At 73.1% G+C, this 21,595-nt stretch carries 21 protein-coding genes; 8 read left to right on the top strand and 13 right to left on the bottom strand.

The window, feature by feature from the left end:
- From AW271_RS32855 to AW271_RS32875, 5 genes are all read right to left on the bottom strand, one after another.
- Positions 1-2,106 (bottom strand): non-ribosomal peptide synthetase, encoded by a 2,106-nt coding sequence (locus AW271_RS32855; RefSeq protein ID WP_062341490.1) that lies wholly within the window; start codon positions 2,104-2,106, stop codon positions 1-3.
- An 11-nt stretch (positions 2,107-2,117) separates the two neighbouring features.
- Positions 2,118-3,188, bottom strand: a complete 1,071-nt coding sequence (locus tag AW271_RS32860) for a 3-deoxy-7-phosphoheptulonate synthase (protein WP_062341491.1) — start codon at positions 3,186-3,188, stop codon at positions 2,118-2,120.
- Positions 3,176-4,213: a ketoacyl-ACP synthase III family protein gene (locus AW271_RS32865; RefSeq protein ID WP_062341492.1), complete on the bottom strand. Its 1,038-nt coding sequence runs from the start codon at positions 4,211-4,213 to the stop codon at positions 3,176-3,178. Before AW271_RS32865 ends, AW271_RS32860 begins: the two co-directional genes overlap by 13 nt.
- Positions 4,200-5,360 carry an FAD-dependent monooxygenase gene (locus tag AW271_RS32870; protein ID WP_062341493.1) on the bottom strand — a complete coding sequence of 387 codons (1,161 nt, stop codon included), beginning with the start codon at positions 5,358-5,360 and terminating at the stop codon, positions 4,200-4,202. Before AW271_RS32870 ends, AW271_RS32865 begins: the two co-directional genes overlap by 14 nt.
- A gap of 135 nt (positions 5,361-5,495) precedes the next feature.
- Positions 5,496-6,887: an MFS transporter gene (locus AW271_RS32875; protein WP_062341494.1), complete on the bottom strand. Its 1,392-nt coding sequence runs from the start codon at positions 6,885-6,887 to the stop codon at positions 5,496-5,498.
- 55 nt (positions 6,888-6,942) lie between these two features.
- Between AW271_RS32875 and AW271_RS32880 the strand changes: the two genes are divergently transcribed.
- On the top strand, positions 6,943-7,533 hold the full coding sequence (locus AW271_RS32880; RefSeq protein ID WP_062341495.1) for a CGNR zinc finger domain-containing protein: 591 nt from the start codon (positions 6,943-6,945) through the stop codon (positions 7,531-7,533).
- Between the two features lie 14 nt (positions 7,534-7,547).
- Here the strand turns inward: AW271_RS32880 and AW271_RS32885 are convergent, their stop codons facing one another.
- The 7 genes from AW271_RS32885 to AW271_RS32915 are packed head-to-tail and all read right to left on the bottom strand — an operon-like array spanning position 7,548 to position 13,967.
- The gene (locus AW271_RS32885; protein WP_062341496.1) at positions 7,548-8,687 is read right to left on the bottom strand and encodes an acyl-CoA dehydrogenase family protein; all 1,140 of its coding nucleotides are present in this window, start codon (positions 8,685-8,687) and stop codon (positions 7,548-7,550) included.
- Positions 8,684-10,147, bottom strand: coding sequence for an AMP-binding protein (locus tag AW271_RS32890; RefSeq protein WP_062341497.1), 1,464 nt, complete (start codon positions 10,145-10,147; stop codon positions 8,684-8,686). Before AW271_RS32890 ends, AW271_RS32885 begins: the two co-directional genes overlap by 4 nt.
- Positions 10,144-11,070, bottom strand: a complete 927-nt coding sequence (locus tag AW271_RS32895; RefSeq protein ID WP_062341498.1) for a transketolase family protein — start codon at positions 11,068-11,070, stop codon at positions 10,144-10,146. Before AW271_RS32895 ends, AW271_RS32890 begins: the two co-directional genes overlap by 4 nt.
- Positions 11,067-11,897 carry a transketolase gene (locus AW271_RS32900; RefSeq protein WP_062341499.1) on the bottom strand — a complete coding sequence of 277 codons (831 nt, stop codon included), beginning with the start codon at positions 11,895-11,897 and terminating at the stop codon, positions 11,067-11,069. The genes AW271_RS32895 and AW271_RS32900 overlap by 4 nt, the downstream gene beginning before the upstream one ends.
- Before the next feature lie 8 nt (positions 11,898-11,905).
- On the bottom strand, positions 11,906-12,940 hold the full coding sequence (gene argC / locus AW271_RS32905; RefSeq protein ID WP_062341500.1) for an N-acetyl-gamma-glutamyl-phosphate reductase: 1,035 nt from the start codon (positions 12,938-12,940) through the stop codon (positions 11,906-11,908).
- Entirely contained in the window at positions 12,937-13,785 is an 849-nt protein-coding gene (locus AW271_RS32910; protein WP_062341501.1) for a RimK family alpha-L-glutamate ligase, read from the bottom strand. Before AW271_RS32910 ends, argC begins: the two co-directional genes overlap by 4 nt.
- Entirely contained in the window at positions 13,785-13,967 is a 183-nt protein-coding gene (locus AW271_RS32915) for a lysine biosynthesis protein LysW (protein WP_232320225.1), read from the bottom strand. The genes AW271_RS32910 and AW271_RS32915 overlap by 1 nt, the downstream gene beginning before the upstream one ends.
- Positions 13,968-14,191: 224 nt before the next feature.
- On the opposite strand from AW271_RS32915, the gene AW271_RS32920 reads away from it, so the two are divergent.
- Genes AW271_RS32920 through AW271_RS32945 form a run of 6 tightly spaced genes read left to right on the top strand, consistent with a single transcriptional unit; the run spans position 14,192 to position 20,628 of the window.
- Complete coding sequence (locus AW271_RS32920) at positions 14,192-15,028, top strand: family 3 encapsulin nanocompartment shell protein (protein ID WP_062341503.1); 837 nt, start codon at positions 14,192-14,194, stop codon at positions 15,026-15,028.
- Entirely contained in the window at positions 15,021-15,935 is a 915-nt protein-coding gene (locus tag AW271_RS32925) for a sulfotransferase family protein (protein ID WP_062341504.1), read from the top strand. Before AW271_RS32920 ends, AW271_RS32925 begins: the two co-directional genes overlap by 8 nt.
- Positions 15,936-15,947: 12 nt before the next feature.
- Positions 15,948-16,715: an SDR family oxidoreductase gene (locus tag AW271_RS32930; protein ID WP_062341505.1), complete on the top strand. Its 768-nt coding sequence runs from the start codon at positions 15,948-15,950 to the stop codon at positions 16,713-16,715.
- 3 nt (positions 16,716-16,718) lie between these two features.
- Entirely contained in the window at positions 16,719-18,593 is a 1,875-nt protein-coding gene (locus AW271_RS32935; RefSeq protein ID WP_062341506.1) for a M20/M25/M40 family metallo-hydrolase, read from the top strand.
- On the top strand, positions 18,593-19,471 hold the full coding sequence (gene cysD, locus AW271_RS41730; RefSeq protein ID WP_062341507.1) for a sulfate adenylyltransferase subunit CysD: 879 nt from the start codon (positions 18,593-18,595) through the stop codon (positions 19,469-19,471). The genes AW271_RS32935 and cysD overlap by 1 nt, the downstream gene beginning before the upstream one ends.
- Complete coding sequence (locus AW271_RS32945) at positions 19,471-20,628, top strand: sulfate adenylyltransferase subunit 1 (protein WP_062341508.1); 1,158 nt, start codon at positions 19,471-19,473, stop codon at positions 20,626-20,628. The genes cysD and AW271_RS32945 overlap by 1 nt, the downstream gene beginning before the upstream one ends.
- A gap of 1 nt (position 20,629) precedes the next feature.
- Here the strand turns inward: AW271_RS32945 and AW271_RS32950 are convergent, their stop codons facing one another.
- Positions 20,630-21,295, bottom strand: a complete 666-nt coding sequence (locus tag AW271_RS32950) for an SDR family oxidoreductase (RefSeq protein ID WP_157554875.1) — start codon at positions 21,293-21,295, stop codon at positions 20,630-20,632.
- Here AW271_RS32950 and AW271_RS40315 point away from each other — a divergent pair.
- The gene (locus AW271_RS40315; protein ID WP_369408506.1) at positions 21,255-21,542 is read left to right on the top strand and encodes an SbtR family transcriptional regulator; all 288 of its coding nucleotides are present in this window, start codon (positions 21,255-21,257) and stop codon (positions 21,540-21,542) included. The two genes, AW271_RS32950 and AW271_RS40315, sit on opposite strands and share 41 nt — an antisense overlap.
- The last annotated feature ends 53 nt before the right edge of the window (positions 21,543-21,595 follow it).

A 21,595-nucleotide genomic window follows, 5' to 3' on the forward strand; every position in this document is an offset into this window, starting at 1 on the left:
TCATTTCGCGGCGATGGCCAGGGCCATGCGCTCGATCGTCGGGTCGTCGAAGAGGTCGTCGATGTCGGCGTCGGTGGCGAACCGGGCCCGGATGCGGTCGGTCAGCGCGGCCGCGCGCATCGAGTCGCCGCCCAGGTCGAAGAAGTTGTCCTTCACGCCGATGCCGTCGAGGTCGAGCGTGGTCGCCCACATGTCGCGCAGCGTGTGCTCGACGTCGGTGCGCGGCTCCTCGTAAGGGCTGTCGACGTCGGGCCGCTCCTTGGGCGGCTCGGGCAGCGCGTTGCGGTCGATCTTGCCGTTGGTGGTCAGCGGGAACCGGCCGACGACGTACGCCGACGGCACCATGAACGACGGCAGCAGCTTGGCCAGGGCCCGCCGCAGGTCGCGGATCGAGGGGTCGCCCTCGACGTAGGCGACCAGGCGGGTGTCGCCGGAGGCGTCCTGCTTGGCCAGCACGGCCGCCTGGGCGACCCCGGGCTGGGCGGCGATGACGACCTCGATCTCGCCGAGGTGCACCCGGTTGCCGCGCACCTTCACCTGGTTGTCGGTCCGGCCGACGATCTCGATGCTGCCGTCGGTCCAGAACCGGGCCAGGTCGCCGGTCCGGTAGAGGGCGCCCACCTCGTGGGAGACCCACTTCTCGGCGGTCGCCTCGGGCCGGTTCAGGTAGCCGGACGACAGGCTCTCCCCGGCGACGCACAGTTCGCCGACCACCCCGGGCGGGACGGGCCGCAGGCGCTCGTCCAGGACGTAGGTGCGCACGTTCGGGGTCGGGCGGCCGATGGGCGGCAGTCTTCTGGCCCGCTCGCGTTCGCCGAGTTCCCGGCCCAGTTCGGTGATGTCGCAGGTCGCCACGACGGTGGCCTCGGCGGAGCCGTAGAGGTTGAAGACGTGGAACGGCAGGTCGAGCGGCCACGACTGGACCCGCTCGCCGCAGATGCGGATGTTGGTCAGCACGGTCTCGGTCGGCCACTCCAGCCCCCACAGGCGTTCGCACATGGCCTTCATGAGCAGCGTGTGGGTGATCCGGCTGCCGACGAGCCAGTCGCGCAGCCACTCGGGGCTGGTCACGACCGACGGCTCGGGGATGTGGACGGGGGCCCCGGCGGCCAGCACCGAGAAGCACTCGACCTCGACCATGCCGTAGCCGGGCGCGGCCAGCCAGGTGCCCCGCGACGCCGGGGTGACGCCGCAGATCGTGCGCATGGAGTAGATGAGGTTGCGGGCCGCGCCGTGGCGGACCATGACGGCCTTCGGCTTGCCGGTCGACCCGGAGGTGTAGCAGATGTGGATCAGGTCGTCGGGGCCGGCGGGCGTGTTGATCGGGGCGGCCGGCTCCCGCCGCCAGTCGTCGCCGTCGAGGGTGACCACCTGACCGGTGACGACCTCACGGTGGGCGTCCATGGTCAGGGTCAGCTTCGCCTCGCCGTCGACGATCATGAACTGGACCCGGTCGGCGGGGAAGTCGGGGTCGAGCAGGATCGCCGCCGCGCCGGCCTTGAAGCAGGCCAGCTGGGCGATCAGGCTCTCGGGCCCGCGCGGGAAGCAGGTGCCGACCCGGTCGCCGCGCCGCACGCCCAGCCCGGTCAGGCGGTGGGCGAGCCGGTTGGCGTCGGCGTCGAGCTCGCCGAAGGTCAGCGTGCCGCCCGGCCAGACGACGGCCGGGGCGTCGGGGGTGGCCCGCGCGATCTCGGCGACGCGCTCGTGGAAGTAGGGCGCCGGGACCGGCTCGGCGGTCTGGTTCCAGGCGACCAGCATGCGCTCGGTCTCTTCGGCGGTGAGGATCTCGACGTCGCGGACCCTCGCGGCCGGGTCGGTGAAGCGGCCCAGGTGGGCGGCGTACTGGTCGGCGGCGTCGGCGTCGAAGTCCGAGCCCCGCATCCGCAGGGTGGTCCCGTCGAACGACAGCGGGCCGATCGTGATCGGCAGCGCCGCGGCGATCTCGCCGACGGTCAGGTCGCCGGTGACGTGCGATCCGGCGATCTCGGTCTCGCCGGTGTAGCGGTGCAGCAGGGCGACGAGGGCGCGGCCCGGGGCCTCGACCCGGCGTTCGTGCGTGACGGCCGGGTCCCCGCCGGGACGGGCCAGGGGAAGGGCGGTTTCCATGATCAGTCCTTTCAGGCGGCGACGGTCGTGCTGCGTCCGGCGGTGACGGCGTCGGCGAGCTGGGCGATCATGCGGGTCGTGCGGTCCCAGCCGACGCAGGCGTCGGTGACGCTCTGGCCGAAGACGAGGCGGTCGGGTGAACCCAGCACCAGCTCCTGCCGGCCGGAGGCCAGGAAGCTCTCGACCATCAGCCCGGCGATGCCGCGTTCACCGGCGGCGATCCGGCGGGCGACGTCGGCGACGACGACCGGCTGGCGTTCGTGGTCCTTGCCGCTGTTGCCGTGGCTGGCGTCGATGACGAGGCGGCGCGGCAGGCCGGCGCCGCCGAGGGCGTCGAGCGCGCGGGCGACGTCGAGCGGCCCGTAGTTCGGCCCGGCCGCGCCGCCGCGCAGCACGACGTGGCAGTCGGGGTTGCCGCTGGTCTGGATGACCGAGGCCAGGCCGTCGTCGTCGATGCCGGGGAACACGTGGCCGTGGGAGGCGCAGACGATCGCGTCGATGGCGTCGCCGACCGCGCCGGTCGTGGTGTTCTTCATGCCGACCGGCATCGCCAGGCCGCTGGTCAGCTGCCGGTGCGTCTGGCTCTGCACGGTCCGGGCGCCGATCGCGCCCCAGCAGACCACGTCGGACAGGTAGCGGGCCACGGTCGGGTCGAGGAACTCGCAACCGGTGGGCAGACCGAGGTCCAGCACCTTCGCGAGCAGTTCGCGCGAGAGCCGGATGCCCTCGTTGACGTCGTCGCTGCCGTCGAGGTGCGGGTCGGTGACCAGGCCCTTCCAGCCCAGCCGGGTACGCGGCTTCTCGACGTACACGCGCATGACGAGCAGCAGCGTGTCGGACACCTCCTCGGCCAGGCCGGCCAGGCGCTCGGCGTAGGTGAGCGCGGCGGCCGGGTCGTGCACCGAGCACGGGCCGGTCACGACCAGCAGGCGGTCGTCGGTGCCGTCGAGCACCCGGGCGACCTCCTCCCGGCCCCTGAGCAGGGTGCGGGCGGCCCGGTCGCCGACCGGGACCTCGGCCCGCAGTTCGGCCGGGGTGAGCAGCGGTTCGACCGCGGAGATGCGGGCGTTCACCGGACGCATGGCGTGTCCTCCCTGGTAAGCACTGCCGCGGAGAAGGTGAAGCCCATGCCGGTGCCGAGCACCAGCACCGTGGCCCCGGGCGCGAGCAGGTCGTCGCGGATCAGGTGGTGCAGCGCGTAGAGGCCGTCGGCCGGGCCGAGGTGCCCGGTGGTCAGGCCCAGTTCGTGGACGGTGTTCTTCGGGGTGAAGCCGTCGAAGGGGCGCACGAAGCTGTCGTGGAAGAGGGCCCGCCCGACGAACGGGGTGACGAACCAGTCGACGTCGCCGAGGCTCTTGCCCGCCTCGTCGAGCGCGCGGGTCACCACGCTGTGGGTGCGCTCGGCCGAGCGCCGCCGCACGTCCTTCAGCGAGAGGCCGCCGTGGGCGAGGAACGCCCGGGTCCGGCCGCGCATGTCGGATCCCGGCTGGGGCGCGGTGCGGAACGGCTCGTCCCCCCGCGACAGACCCTCGAGCGCGGCGTCGGTCTCCGACACCAGGCTGCGGAGCCGGAGTTGCCCGCTTCCCCTGGTCAGCACGGCCGCCGCCGCGCCGTCGCCGAACACCATGCCGGGCGACAGGTACCACCGGTCGGCGGGCGGCGCGAACCGGTCGGCGACGGTGATCAGCGCCGACGGGGTGTGGGGCCGGGCGATGAGCATGTGCGCCGCGATCTCCAGGCTGCCCAGCGACCCGTTGGAGGCCGCCTGGACCGACATCGGCAGGCTGCGCAGATCGGTGCCGAGGAGCTCCCCGGCGATCCAGCAGGCGGCCGGCCACATGTCGACGCCCTGGAAGTGGCTGTGGCTGTGCAGGTAGAAGGTGTCGGGGCCGACGGTCGCGCCGCCGTCCTCGGCCGACTTGACGGCGCGGCGCCCGGCGGCGACCGCCATCTCGGGCGGGGCCTGCCGCGACATGGCGACCGAGACCTGCCCGGTGCTCTTCGCGGCGTCGGCCGAGTAGTCGCCGCTGGCGACGGCCCGCTCGACCGGCACCCGTTCGCCGAGCGTGCCGCCGGTTCCGGCGACCCAAATGTCATCGAACCGCATCGCTCGGGATCCTTTCTGCTAGATCGAAGGCGTGTAACCAGGCCACGTGGTCGTGCAGGTCCGTCTCGGACAGCGCGGCCAGGGTGGCGTTCCGGTCGCGGGCGGCCTCGCCCGCCGGGTGGTAGAGGTGCTCGCCGAGCCATCGGGCGGTGCGCGTCGCCTCGGCGGTGCGCTCCCGCCGCAGCGCGGCGTAGGCGTCGAGGTCGGGGAAGACCCTGCCGAGCACGACCGCGTCCTCCAGGGCCGTGCAGGCGCCCTGGGCGGCGTACTGGAGCATGGGGTGGGCCGCGTCGCCCAGCAGGGCCACCCGGCCGTCGACCCAGGTCGTGACGGGGTCGCGGTCGCAGAGCACCCAGGTCCGCCACTCGTCGCCGAGCTCCAGCAGAGCTCTGGCCGTGGCGCTGAGACCCGGGAACCGGTTCTGGACGAGGTCTCGCGCGACCGGCTCGCCCGCGACCTCCCGGGCGGCCCCGTCGTCGTGGGTGGCGGCCAGGTTGAGGAACCGGCCGCCGCCGATCGGGTAGTGCACGAAGTGCCACTTGGGCCCGGCCCACAGGGTGACGACGTTCCACCGCAGCTCGGCCGGGACCCGGTCCATCGGGATGACCGACCGGTAGATCGTGTGGCCGGAGACCCGGGGACGGCCGTCGCCGACCAGCTGGGCCCGGACCGCCGAGCGGATGCCGTCGGCGCCGATCAGGCAGTCGGCCTCGAAGCCGTCGACGACGACCTTGCCGGCGGTCTGCGTGTAGCCGGTGACCGGGTGGCCCGGCAGCAGCTCGATGCGGCCGTCGGCGCGGCAGGCGTCCAGGAGCGGCTGGTAGAGGTCGCCCCGGGAGACGACCGCGTAGGGGTTGCCGAAACGTTCCCGGTAGGCGCCCGTGAGGGGCAGGCCGGTCACGCGCTCGCCCGTGGTGCCTTCCATGAAGCGCAGTTCGTCGATGAAGACCGCGCGGTCGCGCACCCGGTCGCCCACGCCGAGCAGGTCGAGGGCGCGGAACGCGTTGGGCGCGAGCTGGATCCCCGCGCCGAGTTCGGCGAACCGGTCACCGCGTTCGAGCACGGTCACGCGATTGCCCTCTCGGGCGATCGAGAGCGCGGCCGCCAGGCCGCCGATCCCGCCGCCGGCGATCAGTGTGTTCGCCATGTCCGTCCTTTCGCTGTTACCGCTTACAACGCTATGGCGGTAACTACGGCCGAACAATGGCATCTCGATTAGCGCTAGTTATGCAATAAAAAGAGCCGGTCTCCTCGAAAGGAGACCGGCTTTTCCGCGGTTCTGTCAGGCGTCGACTTTCTCCCTTTCGACCGCGGGCCTCCGCGACGGCAGCACGGCGGCCGCGATCAGCGCGATCAGCACCGACAGGACCGTGCTGATGCCGAACGCGACGTGGTAGCTGCCGATGTTCTGCGGGTCGGTCGACGGCACCGCCGCCGTCACGGCGACGGCCAGCAGCAGCCCGACCCCGAGCTGGCGCAGCGAGTTGTACAGGCCGCTGGCCAGGCCCATGCGCGGCCCGTCGACCCCGGTCGTGGCGGCCACCGCCGTGGAGATCATCATGACGGTGACGCCGAGCCCGATCAGCACGCCGCCGGGCAGCACGTGCAGCCAGTAGCTGCCGCCTGCGGGCACCGTGAGCAGCCAGGCCGAACCGGCGGTCAGGAACGCCGCCCCGCCGATGAGCACCGGCCGGGGCCCGACCCGCCCGGTCAGGTCGGCCACGAACTTGGCCGACAACACGGTCACGACGGCCTGCGGGAAGAACGCGACGCCGGTCTGGATGGCGGAGTAGCCGAGGCCGTGCTGCATGTAGAGGGTCAGGAAGTAGGTCGAGATCGACATGACGCCGCCCGACAGGAACGCGATCGAGTCGCCCGCGACGACGCCGCGGATCTTGAAGATCGACAGCGGCACCAGCGGGTTCGCCCGCCGGGTCTGGAGCACGAAGAACGCGGCGAGCAGCACCGCCGCCCCGATCAGCGGGTAGACGACGCCGGGGGCGCCCCAGCCGTGGTCGGTGGCCGTGGTGAGGGCGTAGGTCAGCGCGCACATCCCGGCCGTGACCAGGATCGCGCCGGGCACGTCGATCTTCTGGGTGCGCGCCGAGACGTGGTCGGGGGCCAGCCGGCCGACCGCCCGCAGCACCAGCGCGACGCCGACCGGGACGTTCACGAACATGACCGCCCGCCACCCGAACAACTCGGTGAGGATGCCGCCGAAGAGCACCCCGCCGGTGAACCCGGCCGAGGCGACCGCGCCGAAGATGCCCATGGCCTTCGCGCGCTCCCTGCCTTCGGGGTAGCCCGCCGCGATCAGCGCCAGCACGGCCGGCGACACCGCCGCCGCCGAGAGGCCCTGCAGCGCGCGGGCGACGATGAGCACGATCGGCTCGGTCGCGACCCCGCCGGCCAGCGAGGCCGCGGTGAAGACGGCCAGCCCGCCGACGAACATCCTCTTGCGTCCCACGATGTCGCCGAGCCGCCCGCCGATCAGCAGGAACCCGCCGAAGAACAACGCGTACGCGCCGACGACCCACTGCAGGGCGCTGTCGGTGAAGCCGAGGTCACGCTGGATGGAGGGCAGTGCGACGTTGACGATCGCGAAGTCCAGGACCAGCACGAACTGGGCCATGCACAGCAGTGCCAGGGCCGGCTTGCGGTTCTCCTGGAACATGGGTTTTCCTCCTCGTACTTGATTTGTTACCAGTGAACTGTCTTTACTGGTAGCCATGAAGGGGCAGCCGGGAGACAGGGAGATCGCGCCGGGTCCGCTGGCGCTGGTGCAGTCGTTCGTGAACAGCCTCAACGTGGAGTTCGGGCCCGACGAGTTCGCGACGACCGAGGCGGCCGGGCGCTGGCTCGCCCGCCACGGCTTCCCGCTGGAGGTGGCCGAGCTCGACCGGCGCGACGCCGTCACCCTGCGGGAGGCGCTGCGCGCCGTGCTCCGCGAGAACAACGGTGGCACGCCCGACTCCGAGGCCCGGCTGACGATCGGCCACATCGCCCGCGACTGCCCGCTGGTGCTGTCGGGCGAGACTCTGGGCCTGCGCCCGGTGCAGCCCGACCTGCGTGGCGTGTTCGCGACCATCCTCGGTTCCGTCGCCTCGGCCGTGGCCGACGGCTCGTGGTCCCGCCTGAAGGCCTGCCGCGAACACCGCTGCGAGTGGGCCTTCTACGACCGCTCCCGCAACCGGGGCAGCCGCTGGTGCTCGATGGCCGTCTGCGGCACGAGGGCGAAGATGCGCACCTACCGCCGGGGCGCGGCCGACCGGGCCGAGTCCCGAGCGGGCGACGGCACCGACGCCGGACCGGTGACCTGAGACCTTCCGGCCGGTCACGGGGCCGCCTCCCGTCCCAGCAGGTGACGGGCGACCACGAGTTTGGTCGCGGCGGCGGTGCCGTCGGCCAGTTGCAGGCCGATGACGTCGCGCAGCCGCTGGGCCACCGGGCCGTCCTCCGACCAGCCGAGGTGGCCCATCGTGAGGAGCGACTGGTGCACGGCCTCCATGGCGGCCTTGGGGGCCCACCACTTGGCCATGTTCGCGGGCAACCGGGGGTCGCGGCCGGCGTCGGCGGCGGCCAGGGCCTCGTAGGAGACCAGGCGGGCCGCGTGGAGCATGGTCGCGTGTTCGACCAGCGGGAACGCGACCGACTGGAACTTCCCGATGGGCTGGCCGAAGGCTTCGCGCCGGCCGGCGTGGGCCATGGCCTCGTCGAGGGCGGCGCGGCCGACGGCGATCGCCATCAGGGAGATCAGCGCCCGGGAGACCCCGAAGCCGCGCATGACCTCCACGAAGCCCGCGCCCGGCCGGCCGACGAGGTCCTCGTCGGCGACCCGCAGGCCGTCGAGGCGGAAGCGGCCCCGCCCGCCCGAGCGGCAGCCCAGGTCGGTGTGCAGCTCCCGGGGCACCCCGTGCAGCGGGGTGTAGAAGGCGCTGATGCCGCGGGCCCCGGCCCCGCCGGTGCGGGCGAACAGCAACCCGTGGGTGGCGTAGGCGGTGGCCATGATGGACGTCTTCTCGCCGGTCAGCCGCCAGCCGTCGGCGGCGTGTTCGCCGACGGTCTCGATGGCCGCCGCGTCGGTGCCGTGGCCGGCCTCGGTCAGGCCGAGGGCGACGATCGACGTGCCGGCGGCGAGGCCGGGCAACCAGCGGGCCAGCTGGGCCGGGGTGCCGTTGGCGGCCAGCACGCCGCCGACCAGCGCCGCGTTGAGCACCGGGTAGCAGACCGACAGGTCGGCCGAGGCGAGCTCTTCGAGCACGATGCCGGCGCTGACGGCGTCCAGGCCCTGACCGCCGAACTCCTCCGGGACGCGCAGACCGAAGAGTCCTTCGGCGGCCATCTCGGCCAGCAGCCCGGGGCGGTATTCGGCCCGCCGGTCGCTCTCGGCCCGGAAGGGCGCGACGCGGTCGGCGGCGAACTCGCGCACCCGTTTGGCCAGCGTCTCCTGTTGGGGTGTGAAGTCGAAGTTCATCGCAGCCCCTCCCGCAGGGCGAATTTCTGGATCTTCCCGGACGGCGTGCGCGGCAGCGCCTCGACGAGCTCCAGCCGTTCGGGCCAGTACTGCTTGGCCATGCCGAGCCCGGCCAGGTGCACGCGCAGGTCGTCGAGCGTCACCCCGGAGGGGGCGACCAGGACCGCGCAGGCCCGCTCGCCGAGCCGCGCGTCGGGGTAGCCGACGACCGCGACGTCACGAATGGAGGAGTGCCGGAGCAGGGCGGCCTCGACCTCGACGACCGGGATGTTCTCGGCGCCGCGCATGATGACGTCCTTGGCGCGCCCGGTGATCCGGATGCCGCCGTGGCCGTCGTCGCGGGCCAGGTCGCCGGTGTCGAACCAGCCGTCGCCGGTGAGGCAGGCCTGGTAGAGGTGCTCGCGCCGGAAGTAGCCGGCGCACTGCGACGCGCCCCTGACCTGTAAGCGGCCCTCGCCGGTGACGCGCACCTCCATGCCCGGCACGACCGTTCCGTCGCTCTCGGCGGCCCGCATCGGCGGGTCCTCCGGCCTGGTGATGGTGACGCAGCCGTTCTCGGTCATGCCCCACAGGGCGTAGAGGCGGCAGCCGAGCACGTCGCGGGCGCGTTCGACCAGGTAGGGCGCGATCGGCGCGCTGCCGGTCGCGAACGTCTCCAGTTTCGTCAGATCCCTCGGCCGCTCGGCCTGCGCCTCGATGAGGTCGGCCAGGAACGTGGGGGCGCCCATGAAGAAGCTCACCCCGCGCTCCTGGAGCACGTCGAGCATGCGGCCGGCGTCCCACGACTCGACGTGCACGGCGGTGCCGCCCAGCAGCAGCGGCATGAACAGGTTCCAGGTGAACCCGGCCTGGTGCGTCGTCGGCGACCCCATGGCCGTGACGACGTCCGACGTCAGGTGGAGCACGTCGGCCTGCGCCCGGTTCATCGCGTAGAGGCTGTCGTGGGTGTGCACGACGCCCTTCGGCTCGCCGGTCGTGCCGGAGGTGAACGCGACCTGCGCCGGGTCGCCGGGACCCGACTCCTCGGCCCCGGCCAGGTCGGCCGGGGGCAGCTCCAGGTCGTCGACGAACAGGGCGTGACGCAGGTGCGGCGCGTCCACGTCGTCGATCATCCGCCGGTACGAGAACCCGCGGAACTCCGCCTTGGCGAGGTAGACCGGGCTCTCGGTGAGGTTCAGCATGAACTGCACCTCACGCCGCCGCATGATCGGCACCACCGGCCCGGGAATCGCCCCGATCCGGTAACACGCCAGGATCAGCGCCGCCAGCTGCCACGAGTTGGGCAGCTGCAACGTCACGACCTGGCCCCTGCCGACGCCGAGCCGGCGCAGCAGGGTGGCCATCCGGTCGACGCGGTCGAGCAGTTCTCCGTACGTCAGCTCCACGACCCCGCCGTCCTGGTGGCAGACCAGGGCGAGCTTGCCGGGAGGATGGGCGCGCAGGTCGTCCATGATGGTCATCGCGGCGACCTCCCCAGCGCTGATCGGGCTTTGGCGGCGACCGCGGCCGAGGTGACGCCTCCGCGTTCGGCGAGATACCGCTGCCCGCCGGAGACGGGCACGAACGCGTCCGGCATCGCAACCCGGAGCACCAGGCTGGGCGTGATCTCGGCCAGCGACTCGGCGACGGCGGCGCCGAAGCCGGCGTTCCGCCAGTGCTCCTCGACGGTCACCACGACGCCCGAACGTTGTGCGTGCGCGGCGATCGTGGCGACGTCCAGGGGCTTCACGGTGTGCACGTTCAGCACCGAGGCGCGGACGCCCTCGTCGGCGAGCGCGTCGGCGGCGTCGAGCGCGGCCAGCACCGGGTAGGGCCCGCACGCGGCGAGCGTGACGTCGGCGCCGTCGCGCAGCACCTGCGCCAGGCCGAGCGTGACCGGCGGCGCCTCGGGCAGCTCGGGGGTCGCGTTGCGGCCGAGCCGCAGGTAGACCGGGCCGTTGACGCGCAGCGACTGCCGGAACAGGGTCCCGGTCTGCGGGCCGTCGGCCGGCACGACCACGGTCATGTTGGGCAACGTCCGCATCACGGCCAGGTCCTCCAGCGCGTGGTGGGTCGGCCCGAGGTGGCCGGCGGACACGCCCGAATGGGTCGCGGCGATGCGCACCGGCAGGTTGTTGAGGGCGATGTCGATCTTCACGGCCTCGTTGGCGCGCGACGACGCGAACGCCGCCATCGTGTTGACCAGCGGCATCCGGCCCGACTTGGCGAGCCCGGCCGCCGCGCCCATCAGGGTGTGCTCGGCGATGCCGAGGTTGACGTAGCGCTCCGGGAAGGCGGCCGCGTCGAACAGGCCGGTGTCGGAGTCGAGGCAGACCAGCCGGTCGTCCTGCGGGAGCAGGTCGAGCACGGCGTCGCGGTAGACCTCGCGGGACGAGGCGGTCATGACGCGGCCCCCCTTCGCAGCGCGGCGAGGGCCTTGGCGTGCTGGCGCTCGCCCAGCTTGGCGTAGTGGCTGCGCGGCTGGTCCTCGACGAACGGGAGGCCCTTGCCCTTCACGGTGTGCGCGATCACGACGGTTGGGCGGCCCGGGGTCGGCGGCTCGGTGAGCGCGGCCTCCAGCTCCTCGCAGGAGTGGCCGTCGACCTGGCGTACCGTCCAGCCGAAAGCCGACCAGCGGTCGGCCAGCGGTTCGAGCGCGTCGATCGTCTCGGTCGCGCCGGTGATCTGGAGCCGGTTGCGGTCGACGATCGCGACCAGGGTGTCGAGCCGCTGGGCGGCGGCCACCGAGGCGGCCTCCCAGACCGAGCCCTCCTGGAGTTCACCGTCGCCCATGACGACGAAGCAGCGCCGGTCGGCGCCGTCGAGGCGGAAGCCCAGGCCGAAACCGACCGCCAGCGCCAGCCCGTGGCCGAGCGAGCCCGAGGGCATCTCGACGCCGGGGATCTCGGCGTGGGGGTGGGCCATGAACTCGCCGCCGGGCCGGCCGTATTCGGCGAGCCGCTCGGCGGGGAAGAACCCGGCCTCGGTCAGCGCGGCGTAGAGCGCCAGGCCGCCGTGGCCCTTGCTGAGCAGCAGCACGTCACGGCCGGGGAACGCCGGGTCGAGGGGGTCGACCCGCAGCACCCGCGTGTAGAGGGTGGCGAGGATCTCCGCGAGCGACATCGAGCCGCCCAGGTGGCCGCCCTCGGGGCCGGCGCACAGGTTGACGACGTGCTCCCTGATCCGGGCGGCCGTCCCGGCCGCCGGAGGGGCGTCGATGGTGGTGGTCATCGCTTCTCCTAGTTCGGGTGCAGGCCGACGAACTCCAGGCCCTCGCGCTCGGGGCGCCCGTGGCGGATGTTCATGCACTGCACGGCGTTGCCGGCGCCCCCCTTGACGAGGTTGTCGAGGGCCGCGATCACGGTGACCGTGGTCGAACCGGCGTCGAGGGCGAAGCCGACGTCGCAGAAGTTGGAGCCGGAGAGGATCTTGGCGTCCGGGAACCGGTGCAGGCCGCGCCGGTGGGCGACCACCCGCACGAAGTGCTCGTCGGCGTAGCGGTCGCGGTAGGCCGACCGGATCGCGCGCTCGTCGGCGCCCCCGGCCAGCCGGGCCTTGCAGAGCAGCTGCACGCCGCGCACGGCCTCGACGCCGGTCGCCGTCATCCGCACCGGCAGCCCGGTGGCCTGGGCGATCTCCGCCTCGTGCCGGTGCCGGGTGGGCGCGAACACGCGCAGCGCGCCGCTGCGTTCGGCGTGCAGGTTCTCCGCGCCGGCGGTCGCGCCGGCGCCGCTCGACCCGGTGCGGGCGTCGACGGTCAGCTCGCCGTCGATCAGCCCGGCCTCGGCCAGCGGGGTCAGCGCCAGGATGCCGGCGTTGGCCATGCACCCGGGCACGCTGATGCGGCTCGCGACCTGGAGTTCCTCGCGGTGCAGCTCCGGCACACCGGTCGTGAAGCCGTCGATGAGCTCGGGCGCGGCGTGCTCGACGCCGTAGTAGTCGGCGTAGACCGCCGGGTCGCGCAGCCGGAAGTCGCCCGACAGGTCGACGACGGTCGCGGCCAGCCCGAGGAACTCGGGCATCCGCCGCATCGTCTCGCGATGGGGCGTGGCCAGGAACAACACGTCGTAGGGGCCGTCCTGGTCGAGCTCCTCGTCGGAGACGAAGGCCAGCCGGGTGCGGCCCCGGAGGTTGGGGTGGGCGCCGTCGATCTGCCGGCCGCGCAGCCGCCGCGAGGTGGTGGCCACCAGCTCGGCCGATGGGTGCCCGGTGAGGATGCGCAGGAGTTCGCCGCCGATGTAGCCGGCGCCTCCCACGACGGCGCATCTGATCATGCCTCTGCCCTCGTGATGAGATGGGAGGCGACCACGTCGGCGACGTCGATCTCGTGGGCGTCCTGGAAGCCGCGGAACTCCACGCGGTCGTTGACCTCCAGGACGGTCAGGTGCCCGTCGGCGTCTTCGAGCAGGTCCACCCCGGCGATCTCGGCGCCGACCGCCTCGGCGGCGGCGACGGCGAGCTTCGTGTGGACGTCGGTCAGGTCGCACCGGGTCGAGACGGCGCCCCGGGCGACGTTGGTGCGCCACTCGTCGCCGCGCCGGTAGGTCGCGCCCAGCGCCTCGCCGCCGACGACCAGCACCCGGATGTCCCGGTCGGCCTTCTCGACGAGTTCCTGCACGTAGACGACGTGCTGCTGGGGCGAGGGCAGGGCCGCGACGTGTTCGAGCACGGCGGTGGCGGTGGGCCGGTCGGGGATCGCGGTGACGAGGCGTCCCCACGATCCGACCAGCGGTTTCACGACCGCCGGGTAGCCGATCTGGTCGAGCGCGTCGACGGCCGCCTCGGGCGTCATGGCCAGGGCCGTGCGGGGGGTCGGCAGGCCCGCGGCCAGGAGCGCCGAGGTGGTCAGCCACTTGTCGCCGCTGACGTGGGTGGCGGCGGCGCTGTTCAGCACCGTCGCCCCCGCCGACTCCAGCGCGCTCGCGGCGTAGAGGGCCCGGTAGTGGCCGACCTCGCGGTTCAGCACGAATCCGGACCGGGAAACGCCGTCGGCCACGACCAGAGACCGGGGATCGAGGTGGACGAATGTCGCGCCGCGCCGGTCGAGCGCGGCCATGATCTGCTTCTCCTCGAACCGCACCCGTGACGCGAGCACGGCGAGGCGACGGCCGGAGCGCATTACTCCCCCCAGTCCTCTTCGACCTCGGGGGCGAGGGTGAGGGACGGCGGCGTGACGGAGGAGATCTCCAGCTCACTGCGGCAGTCGAGGCATTCGACGATCTCGCTCACCCGGGCGTCGGCGTCGATGGAGACCGGCGCCGCGCACTCGGGACACTCGGGGGCGTTCATAACCTTCTGCATGGCTCGTCCCTATGTCGTCGGGGAAATATCGGCGTTTCAACCGTAACCAGAACCGGCGTGAAATCGCCAATAAGGGTTGCCGATCGAAGTGAATTCCCGCGCTTATGGGGGGCCGTATAAACAGGTGATTCGCCGGGCATAAGCGCTCCTACTCGATTTGGTACGGAAATTCATCCGCGCAATTCATAGGCTCAATGGGAGTCGTATATCCCTAGGAGGGCTCAATGCGAGCGATCGCCCTGCACGAAGCCCCGGCCGCCCTGTCCCATGAAGGGTCGCCGGGTGAGCGGTTCGCCGCCGAGGTGGCCGCCGGGGCCCGCGAGGTCCCGTTCGGCCTGCACCTTCCGGCCGCGTTCCCGCTGTTCGCCTCCCGGCCGCGCTACACGGTCCGGCACCTGCTGAAGACCGCAGACGTGGCCGACGGCTCGGTGTCCTACGTCCACGAGCCGCCCCAGGGCCGGATCGAGGCCGCGGGCACCGCCTACGGCGCCACCCCGGAGGCCGCGTTCGCGCCCCGCCTGATGCGGGCGCCGCTGACCGACCTGTCCGTCGAGGTGCCGCTGCCCGGCGGCGTCGCCGACGACCCCGCGCTGCTGGCCGCCTACGTCGACTACCGGGTGCTGGTGCGCCTGTCGGTCGTCGAGAACGAGTCGCTGCTGCACGGCACCGCCGACGGCGCGATCACCGGCCTGCTGGGCCTGCCGGGCAGCCGCTCGGCCGAGAGCCACGACGACCTGGCGACCACGGTCACCCGGGCCGCCGGGGAGATCGAGGAGACCGGCGGGTCGTGCGACGGCGTGGTGGCGCACCCGGAGACGTACTGGAAGATGGTCCGCGACGACCTGTTGGTGCGGTTCCAGAACGCCGGCATCACCGTCTCGCGCACCCGCATGATGCCCAAGGACACCCTGCTCATGGGCGACTTCCGGGCCGCCTGCACGCTGCTCATGCCGGGCGTCGCGTCGATCGGGCTGGTGCCGGGGGCGGTGCGGGCCACGTCCAGGATCGGGCTGGCGGTGCACCTGCCGCAGCACCTGATGGCGGTGAAGTGGCATGGGTGAGCCGCGCGTCCTCTACATCACCGGCTGGTTGCGCAGCGGCAGCACCATGCTCGGCAACGTGCTGGGCGAACTGCCCGGCGTGCTGCACGCCGGCGAGCTGCACTACCTGTGGCAGAACGGCATCCTCAGGGCCGGCACCAACTCGACCTGCGGCTGCGGCGCCGACGTGACCGCCTGCGACCTGTGGTCGAAGGTGATCACCTCGACGGGTGGTGACCGGCTGGGCGAGGCGCGGCTGATGACGCTCCGGCAGCGGGCGCTGCTGCGCACCCGCCACACCCGCGACCGGATCGCCGAGTCGACCGGCCGGGCGCCCACCGCGCCGGGCGTGGCCGAGGCGATCTCGCGTACCGCCGAGGTCTACCGCACCCTCGCCGCGCACGGCGGTGAGCGGCTGATCGTCGACGGCTCGAAGTTCCCGGCCGAGGCGGCGGCCCTGCTGGGCCGCGCCGACCTCGACGTGCGGGTGCTGCACATGGTGCGCGACCCGCGCGCGACCGCGTTCTCCTACGCGAAGGCCAAGGACTACATCGACCCGATGAGCCCGGCCCGCAGCAGCGGCTTCTGGACCGGCTTCAACCTGGCCTCCGAACTGTCCGGCCACGCCGCCCCCGACCGCTACCTGCGGGTGCGCCACGAGGATCTGTGCCGCGACCCGCGCGGCACGCTCGCGCGGGTGTTGCGGTTCGCCGGCCTCGACGACGACCCGCCCGCCGACGCCGACGGCAACGTCACGCTGGGCGTGAACCACACGGTCACCGGCAACCCCGACCGCCTGTCGGCCGGCCCGGCGCGCATCCGCGCCGACGAACGCTGGCGCACCGGGCTGCCGGCCCGCGCCCGCGCCGCCGCCACGGCCCCGGCCCTGCCCCTGCTCGGCCGGTACGGCTACCCGATTCTGACCTGAGGGGGACATCCCATGGATCTGCGCCTGAAAGGGCGGGTCGCCCTGGTGGCCTGCTCCAGCAGCGGCCTCGGCCTGGGCGTCGCCAAGGCCCTGGCCGCCGAGGGGGCCAGCGTGGCCATCTGCGGCCGCGACCCCGGCAAGCTCGCCCGCGCCCACGTCGAGGTGAGCGCGATGGGCGACGGCGACGTGCTGAGCGTGCCCGTCGACCTGACCGACGAGAACGCCGCGGCCGCCTGGGTCCGCGACGCCGCCGCCACCCTCGGCGGCGTCGACATCCTCGTGACCAACTCCGGCGGGGTGCCGTTCGGCCCCGTCGACGCGTTCGGCGTGGCCGACTACCGGGCCGCGATCGACGCCAACCTGATCCCGCACATCGCCCTGACGCTGGCCGCGCTGCCCTACCTGAAGAAGGACGGCTGGGGCCGGCTGCTGATGATCGCCTCCGAGTCGGTCCGGCAGCCGCACCCCGAGAGCGGCCTGTCGTCGGTGGCCCGGCTGGGGCTGCTCGGCTACATGAAGGGCCTGGTCTCCGTGCTGGGCGCGAGCGGGGTGACGGTGAACGTGCTGGCCCCCGGCTTCCACCGCACCCCGATCCTCGACGAGCAGTTCGGCGCCTCCGTGGAGGAGGAGCTCGCCGCCGTCGCGCGGCGGATCCCGCTGGGCCGGATCGGCGACGTCGACGACTTCGGCGCGCTGGCCGCCTTCCTCGCCAGCGACCAGGCCGCCTATGTCACCGGCACGGTCTTCGTGGCCGACGGCGGCAACACCAGAGGAGTGTGAGAAGTGTCTGTTCTCGGTGAGGTCGCCACCACCCACACGGCGGCCCTCTACGTCATCAAGATCGGCAGCGCCAGCCTCGCCCACGAGAGCGTCTTCGACGAAGTGGCCCGCCTGCGCGGGCGCGGCGCGAAGATCCTCCTGGTGGCGGGCGGCGCGGCCGGCATCGCGGCCCACTACGCGGCCATCGGCCGCCCGGTGCGCTCGCTCACCCTGAAGAACGGCTCCACCGCGCGCTACTGCCCGCCGGAGGAGATGGACCACATCGTGGCCGCCTACGAGCGGGTCACCCTGCCCCGCGTGCACGCCGCGCTGACCGCGCGCGGGCTGACCAGCTTCACCTCGACGGCCCAGGCGGGCTCGCTGGTGACGGCCCGGCCCAACCCGCCGCTGCGGGCGGTGTCGGGCGGTCGCACGATGGTCGTGCGCGACCACCGCGCCGGGGTCGTCTCGTCGGTGGACGCCGACTGCCTGGCCACGCTGCTCGACGCGTTCGACGTCGTCTGCCTGGCGCCCCCGGCCGCCGCCGCAGGCGGCGGGTCGCCGCTGAACGTGGACGCCGACGTGCTGGCCGCCGAACTGGCCAACGCGCTCGACGCCGACCACCTGCGACTGGTGACCGGGACGCCGGGGCTGCTCGCGGACCCTTCCGATGAGTCCTCCGGCCTCGCCGACCTCGGCCGCGGCGAAGGGCTTCACTACGCCGAGGGCCGCATGCGGCAGAAGGTGCGCGCGGCCGAGATCGCCCTCGACGGCAGCGCCGACGTGGCCATCACCGGCCCCCACTCCCTGGAGGTCGGCACCCGCTTCTGGCGGGCCGCCGCGCCCGCCGGCGACCTCACGCTGCTGTCGCGGGCCGTGGAGATCTCCTCGGTCTCCCGCGACGAGCGCGAGCTGGCCGAATACCTGGTCTCGTGGTGCCGCGAGCGCGGCATCGACGCCGGGATCGACGAGGCCGGCAACCTCGTGGCCTCGAAGGGCTCCGGCCGCCGCCGCCTCCTCATGCTCGGCCACCTCGACACCGTCCCGCACCGCTGGCCGGTGCGCTGGGACGGCGGCACCATCTCCGGCCGGGGCTGCGTCGACGCCAAGGGCAGCCTGGTCGCCTACCTGGAGACGCTGCACGAGCTCGACGTGCCGCCCGACGCCCAGGTCAGGGTGGTCGGCGCGGTCGAGGAGGAGATCACCTCGGCGGGCGCGTTCTTCGTCCGCGACCACTACCGCGCCGACGCCGTCGTGATCGGCGAGCCGTCCGGCGCGGGCGCGCTGACCATCGGCTACTACGGCCTGCTGAAGGTCCGGGTGGCCGTCGCCGACCCCGTCGGGCACACCGCGGGCCAGGGCGTCACCACGGCGGCCGACCAGATGGTCGACGTGCTCGCCCGGTTGCGCGCCGCGCTGGCCGAGGCGGGGCCCGACGCCCTGCTGGCCGTGCTCGGCATCCACGCCGTCAACGGCGGCGACGAGCAGCGCGGCGAGGCGGTCGTGGACGTCCGGGTGCCCGCCGACCTGTCGGTCGCCGACCTGACCCGGCTGATCCGCACCGTCGCCCATCCGATCGAGGTGGAGGTGCTGCGGGCCACCCCCGGCCACCTCACCGCCCGCACCAGCCCGCTGGTCAAGGCCTTCTCGCGGGCCTTCCGCGCCGAGGGCGTGGTCAACCGGTTCCTGGCCAAGAAGGGCAGCAGCGACATGAACACGCTGGCCACGACGTGGCAGGGGGTGCCGATGGTGGCGTACGGCCCCGGCGACGCCAAGCTCGACCACACCCCGCACGAGCACCTGGACGCCGTCGAGTACCGGCGGGCCCGCGCGGTGTTGTCGCGCGCGGTCGCCGAGTGGATCGCGGCCGAGACCCGGCTCGTCGAAAGGGCGGCGTGATGACGACCACCACTCACTTGGAGGCGCTGGAGGCCGAGGCCGCGCACATCATGCGCGAGACCGCCGGCGAGTTCGACCGGCCGGTGCTGCTGTTCTCCGGCGGCAAGGACTCCATCGTCATGCTGCACGTCGCCGCGAAGGCGTTCGCCCCCGCGCCGGTGCCCTTCCCGCTCCTGCACGTCGACACCGGCCACAACTTCCCCGAGGTCATCGAGTTCCGCGACCGGGTGACGGCCGGCCTGCGGCTGGAGGTCGCCTCCGTGCAGGACTACATCGACCGGGGGGCGCTGCCGGACGTACCGGAGAGGAACGGGCTGCAGACCACGCCCCTGCTGGACGCCATCGAGGCCGGCGGTCACGACGCCGTCTTCGGCGGCGGCCGGCGCGACGAGGAGAAGGCCCGCGCGAAGGAGCGCGTGTTCTCCCTCCGCGACGAGTTCGGAGGATGGGACCCGCGCCGCCAGCGCCCCGAACTGTGGAACCTCTACAACGGCCGCCACAACCCGGGGGAGCACGTGCGCGTCTTCCCGTTGTCGAACTGGACCGAGCTCGACGTCTGGCAGTACATCGCGGCCGAGGACATCGCACTGCCGTCGATCTACTACGCCCACGAGCGCGCGGTGTTCGACCGGCGCGGCATGTGGTTGTGCCCCGGCGCGTGGGGCGGGCACGGGGAGCGGCTGGTGCGCCGGACGGTGCGTTACCGCACGGTCGGCGACATGTCGTGCACCGGCGCGGTCGAGTCGGCCGCCCGCACGCCCGGCGAGGTGATCGAGGAGATCGCGGCCTCGCGCATCACCGAACGCGGCGCGACCCGCGCCGACGACCGGCTGGCCGAGGCCGCCATGGAGGACCGCAAACGAGAGGGGTACTTCTGATGTCCACGCTGCTCAGGCTGGCCACCGCCGGCTCCGTCGACGACGGCAAGTCGACCCTGGTCGGACGTCTGCTGCACGACTCCAAGTCGGTCATGTCCGACCAGCTGGAGAAGATCGCCTCGCCCAGCGACCTGGCCCTGCTCACCGACGGCCTGCGCGCCGAACGGGAGCAGGGCATCACGATCGACGTCGCCTACCGCTACTTCGCCACCCCGCGCCGCCGGTTCGTGCTGGCCGACACCCCGGGCCACGTGCAGTACACGCGCAACATGGTCACCGGCGCCTCGACGGCCGAGCTCGTCGTGCTCGTGGTCGACGCCCGCAGGGGCGTGACCGAGCAGACCCGCCGCCACGCCGCCGTGGCCGGGCTGCTGCGGGTGCCGTCGCTGGTGCTGGCCGTCAACAAGATGGACCTGGTCGGCTGGTCGGAGGAGGTCTTCGCGGCCATCGCCGACGACCTCGACTACCCCGGCGAGGTGACCGCCATCCCGATCTCGGCCCTGACCGGCGACAACGTGGTGACCCCGTCGGAGCACATGGACTGGTACGCCGGGCCGACCGTGCTGGAGTTCCTGGAGACGGCCGAGACCGGCGAGGACCTGACCGCGCTGCCCGCGCGGCTCCCGGTCCAGTACGTCATCAAGACACGCGGCCGCCGCGCCTACGCCGGCCAGCTCACGGGCGGCATCCTGCACGTCGGCGAACGGGTGGTCGTCCAGCCCGGCGGCCGCACGACGACGGTGGCGGGCATCGACGTGCTGGGGGAGCCGGTGACGATGGCCTGGGCGCCGCAGTCGATCGCGGTCCGGCTGGCCGACGACCTCGACGTGTCGCGCGGGGCGCTCATCTCGCCCGCCGCGACCGCGCCCGGGACCACCCGCGAGCTGCGCGCCACGGTCTGCCACCTGCACGAGAAGGCGCTGACGGTGGGCGAGAAGGTGCTGGTCAAGCACACGACCCGGACCGTCCACGCGGTGGTGGAGCACATCGGGACGGGCGGCCCGCTGGGCGTCAACGACATCGGCGACGTGGTCGTGCGCACGGCCGCCGACCTGGCGGTCGACGACTACGCCGAGAGCCGGATCACCGGCGCCTGCCTGCTGATCGACCCGGGCGACGGCGCGACCCGGTCGGCCGGCATGATCTCGGTCGGCTGATTCACCACGTCTGCTCGCCGGCCCGGACCAGCATCTCGTTGACCGCGACCCGCCGCTCCCGGGTGACCATGTAGACGACCGCGTCGGCGACGTCCTCCGGGCGTAGCAGCTCCATGTCCCCGAGCTGGCCGGCGACGGCCTCCCTGATCCCGGGGCGCAGGTGGGTGGACAGTTCGGTGGCGACGGTCCCGGGGCCCACGACGCCGACGCGCACCCGCTTCGGCTGCAACTCCTGCCGCAGCGACTCGGAGAAGGCGTTCACCCCCGACTTGGTCAGGCTGTAGACCGCCTGACCGGCGCGGGCCACCCGGCCGGCGGTCGAGCTGATCGTGACCAGGTCGGCGACGCGCCGGGGCGAATCGGCCGCCGCGCCGACGAGGTGGGGGAGCGCCGCCCGGGTGACGTGCAGCAGGCCCTCGACGTTGACCGCGAGCATGCGGTCCCACTCGTCCTCGGGGGCAGCCTCGGCCGGGCCGACCAGCGCCAGGCCCGCGTTGTTGACCACGACGTCGAGGCGGCCGAACTCGGCGACGGCCCGGCCGACCGCCTGCCGCGCCTGATCGCGGTCGGCGACGTCGGCGGGCGCCGCCGCCGCCGTGCCGCCGCCCGCGCGGCTGCGGCCCTGGATGGAGGGCTTCCTCGACTTCCTGGCCGCCAAGCGGGCCATGGCCGAGGCGCTGAAGGCCGTGCTCGCGGGCGACGAGGAGCGGCGGCTCGTGATCCGCGCCCGGATCACCGGCGCGCTCGCCGCGCTGCTCGCCGCCGACGGGTCGGTCCGGGACGACGTCGCGGCCCTCGACGTGCTGATGGCGCTGGGCGGGATCTCCCTCATCGCCGGTGAGCCCGGCCAACGCGACCAGGCCGGGCGGCTGCTCGATCTTCTGATGGACGGATTGCGTCCGCTATGTGCCTGATGACGATTTGTGTCCTGTTCAGTCAGTAACGTGAGACTCGTCTGTCGCACCCT

This window comes from Herbidospora sakaeratensis, from assembly GCF_001570525.1.
GTDB classification, from domain to species: Bacteria; Actinomycetota; Actinomycetes; order Streptosporangiales; family Streptosporangiaceae; genus Herbidospora; species Herbidospora sakaeratensis.

Coding starts and splice junctions, on each gene's coding strand:
- AW271_RS32855 (WP_062341490.1), bottom strand. CDS start 2,106: ATGGAAACCGCCCTTCCCCTGGCCCGTCCCGGCGGGGACCCGGCCGTC.
- AW271_RS32860 (WP_062341491.1), bottom strand. CDS start 3,188: ATGCGTCCGGTGAACGCCCGCATCTCCGCGGTCGAACCGCTGCTCACC.
- AW271_RS32865 (WP_062341492.1), bottom strand. CDS start 4,213: ATGCGGTTCGATGACATTTGGGTCGCCGGAACCGGCGGCACGCTCGGC.
- AW271_RS32870 (WP_062341493.1), bottom strand. CDS start 5,360: ATGGCGAACACACTGATCGCCGGCGGCGGGATCGGCGGCCTGGCGGCC.
- AW271_RS32875 (WP_062341494.1), bottom strand. CDS start 6,887: ATGTTCCAGGAGAACCGCAAGCCGGCCCTGGCACTGCTGTGCATGGCC.
- AW271_RS32880 (WP_062341495.1), top strand. CDS start 6,943: ATGAAGGGGCAGCCGGGAGACAGGGAGATCGCGCCGGGTCCGCTGGCG.
- AW271_RS32885 (WP_062341496.1), bottom strand. CDS start 8,687: ATGAACTTCGACTTCACACCCCAACAGGAGACGCTGGCCAAACGGGTG.
- AW271_RS32890 (WP_062341497.1), bottom strand. CDS start 10,147: ATGACCATCATGGACGACCTGCGCGCCCATCCTCCCGGCAAGCTCGCC.
- AW271_RS32895 (WP_062341498.1), bottom strand. CDS start 11,070: ATGACCGCCTCGTCCCGCGAGGTCTACCGCGACGCCGTGCTCGACCTG.
- AW271_RS32900 (WP_062341499.1), bottom strand. CDS start 11,897: ATGACCACCACCATCGACGCCCCTCCGGCGGCCGGGACGGCCGCCCGG.
- argC (WP_062341500.1), bottom strand. CDS start 12,940: ATGATCAGATGCGCCGTCGTGGGAGGCGCCGGCTACATCGGCGGCGAA.
- AW271_RS32910 (WP_062341501.1), bottom strand. CDS start 13,785: ATGCGCTCCGGCCGTCGCCTCGCCGTGCTCGCGTCACGGGTGCGGTTC.
- AW271_RS32915 (WP_232320225.1), bottom strand. CDS start 13,967: ATGCAGAAGGTTATGAACGCCCCCGAGTGTCCCGAGTGCGCGGCGCCG.
- AW271_RS32920 (WP_062341503.1), top strand. CDS start 14,192: ATGCGAGCGATCGCCCTGCACGAAGCCCCGGCCGCCCTGTCCCATGAA.
- AW271_RS32925 (WP_062341504.1), top strand. CDS start 15,021: ATGGGTGAGCCGCGCGTCCTCTACATCACCGGCTGGTTGCGCAGCGGC.
- AW271_RS32930 (WP_062341505.1), top strand. CDS start 15,948: ATGGATCTGCGCCTGAAAGGGCGGGTCGCCCTGGTGGCCTGCTCCAGC.
- cysD (WP_062341507.1), top strand. CDS start 18,593: ATGACGACCACCACTCACTTGGAGGCGCTGGAGGCCGAGGCCGCGCAC.
- AW271_RS32945 (WP_062341508.1), top strand. CDS start 19,471: ATGTCCACGCTGCTCAGGCTGGCCACCGCCGGCTCCGTCGACGACGGC.
- AW271_RS40315 (WP_369408506.1), top strand. CDS start 21,255: ATGGAGGGCTTCCTCGACTTCCTGGCCGCCAAGCGGGCCATGGCCGAG.
- AW271_RS32950 (WP_157554875.1), bottom strand. CDS start 21,295: ATGGCCCGCTTGGCGGCCAGGAAGTCGAGGAAGCCCTCCATCCAGGGC.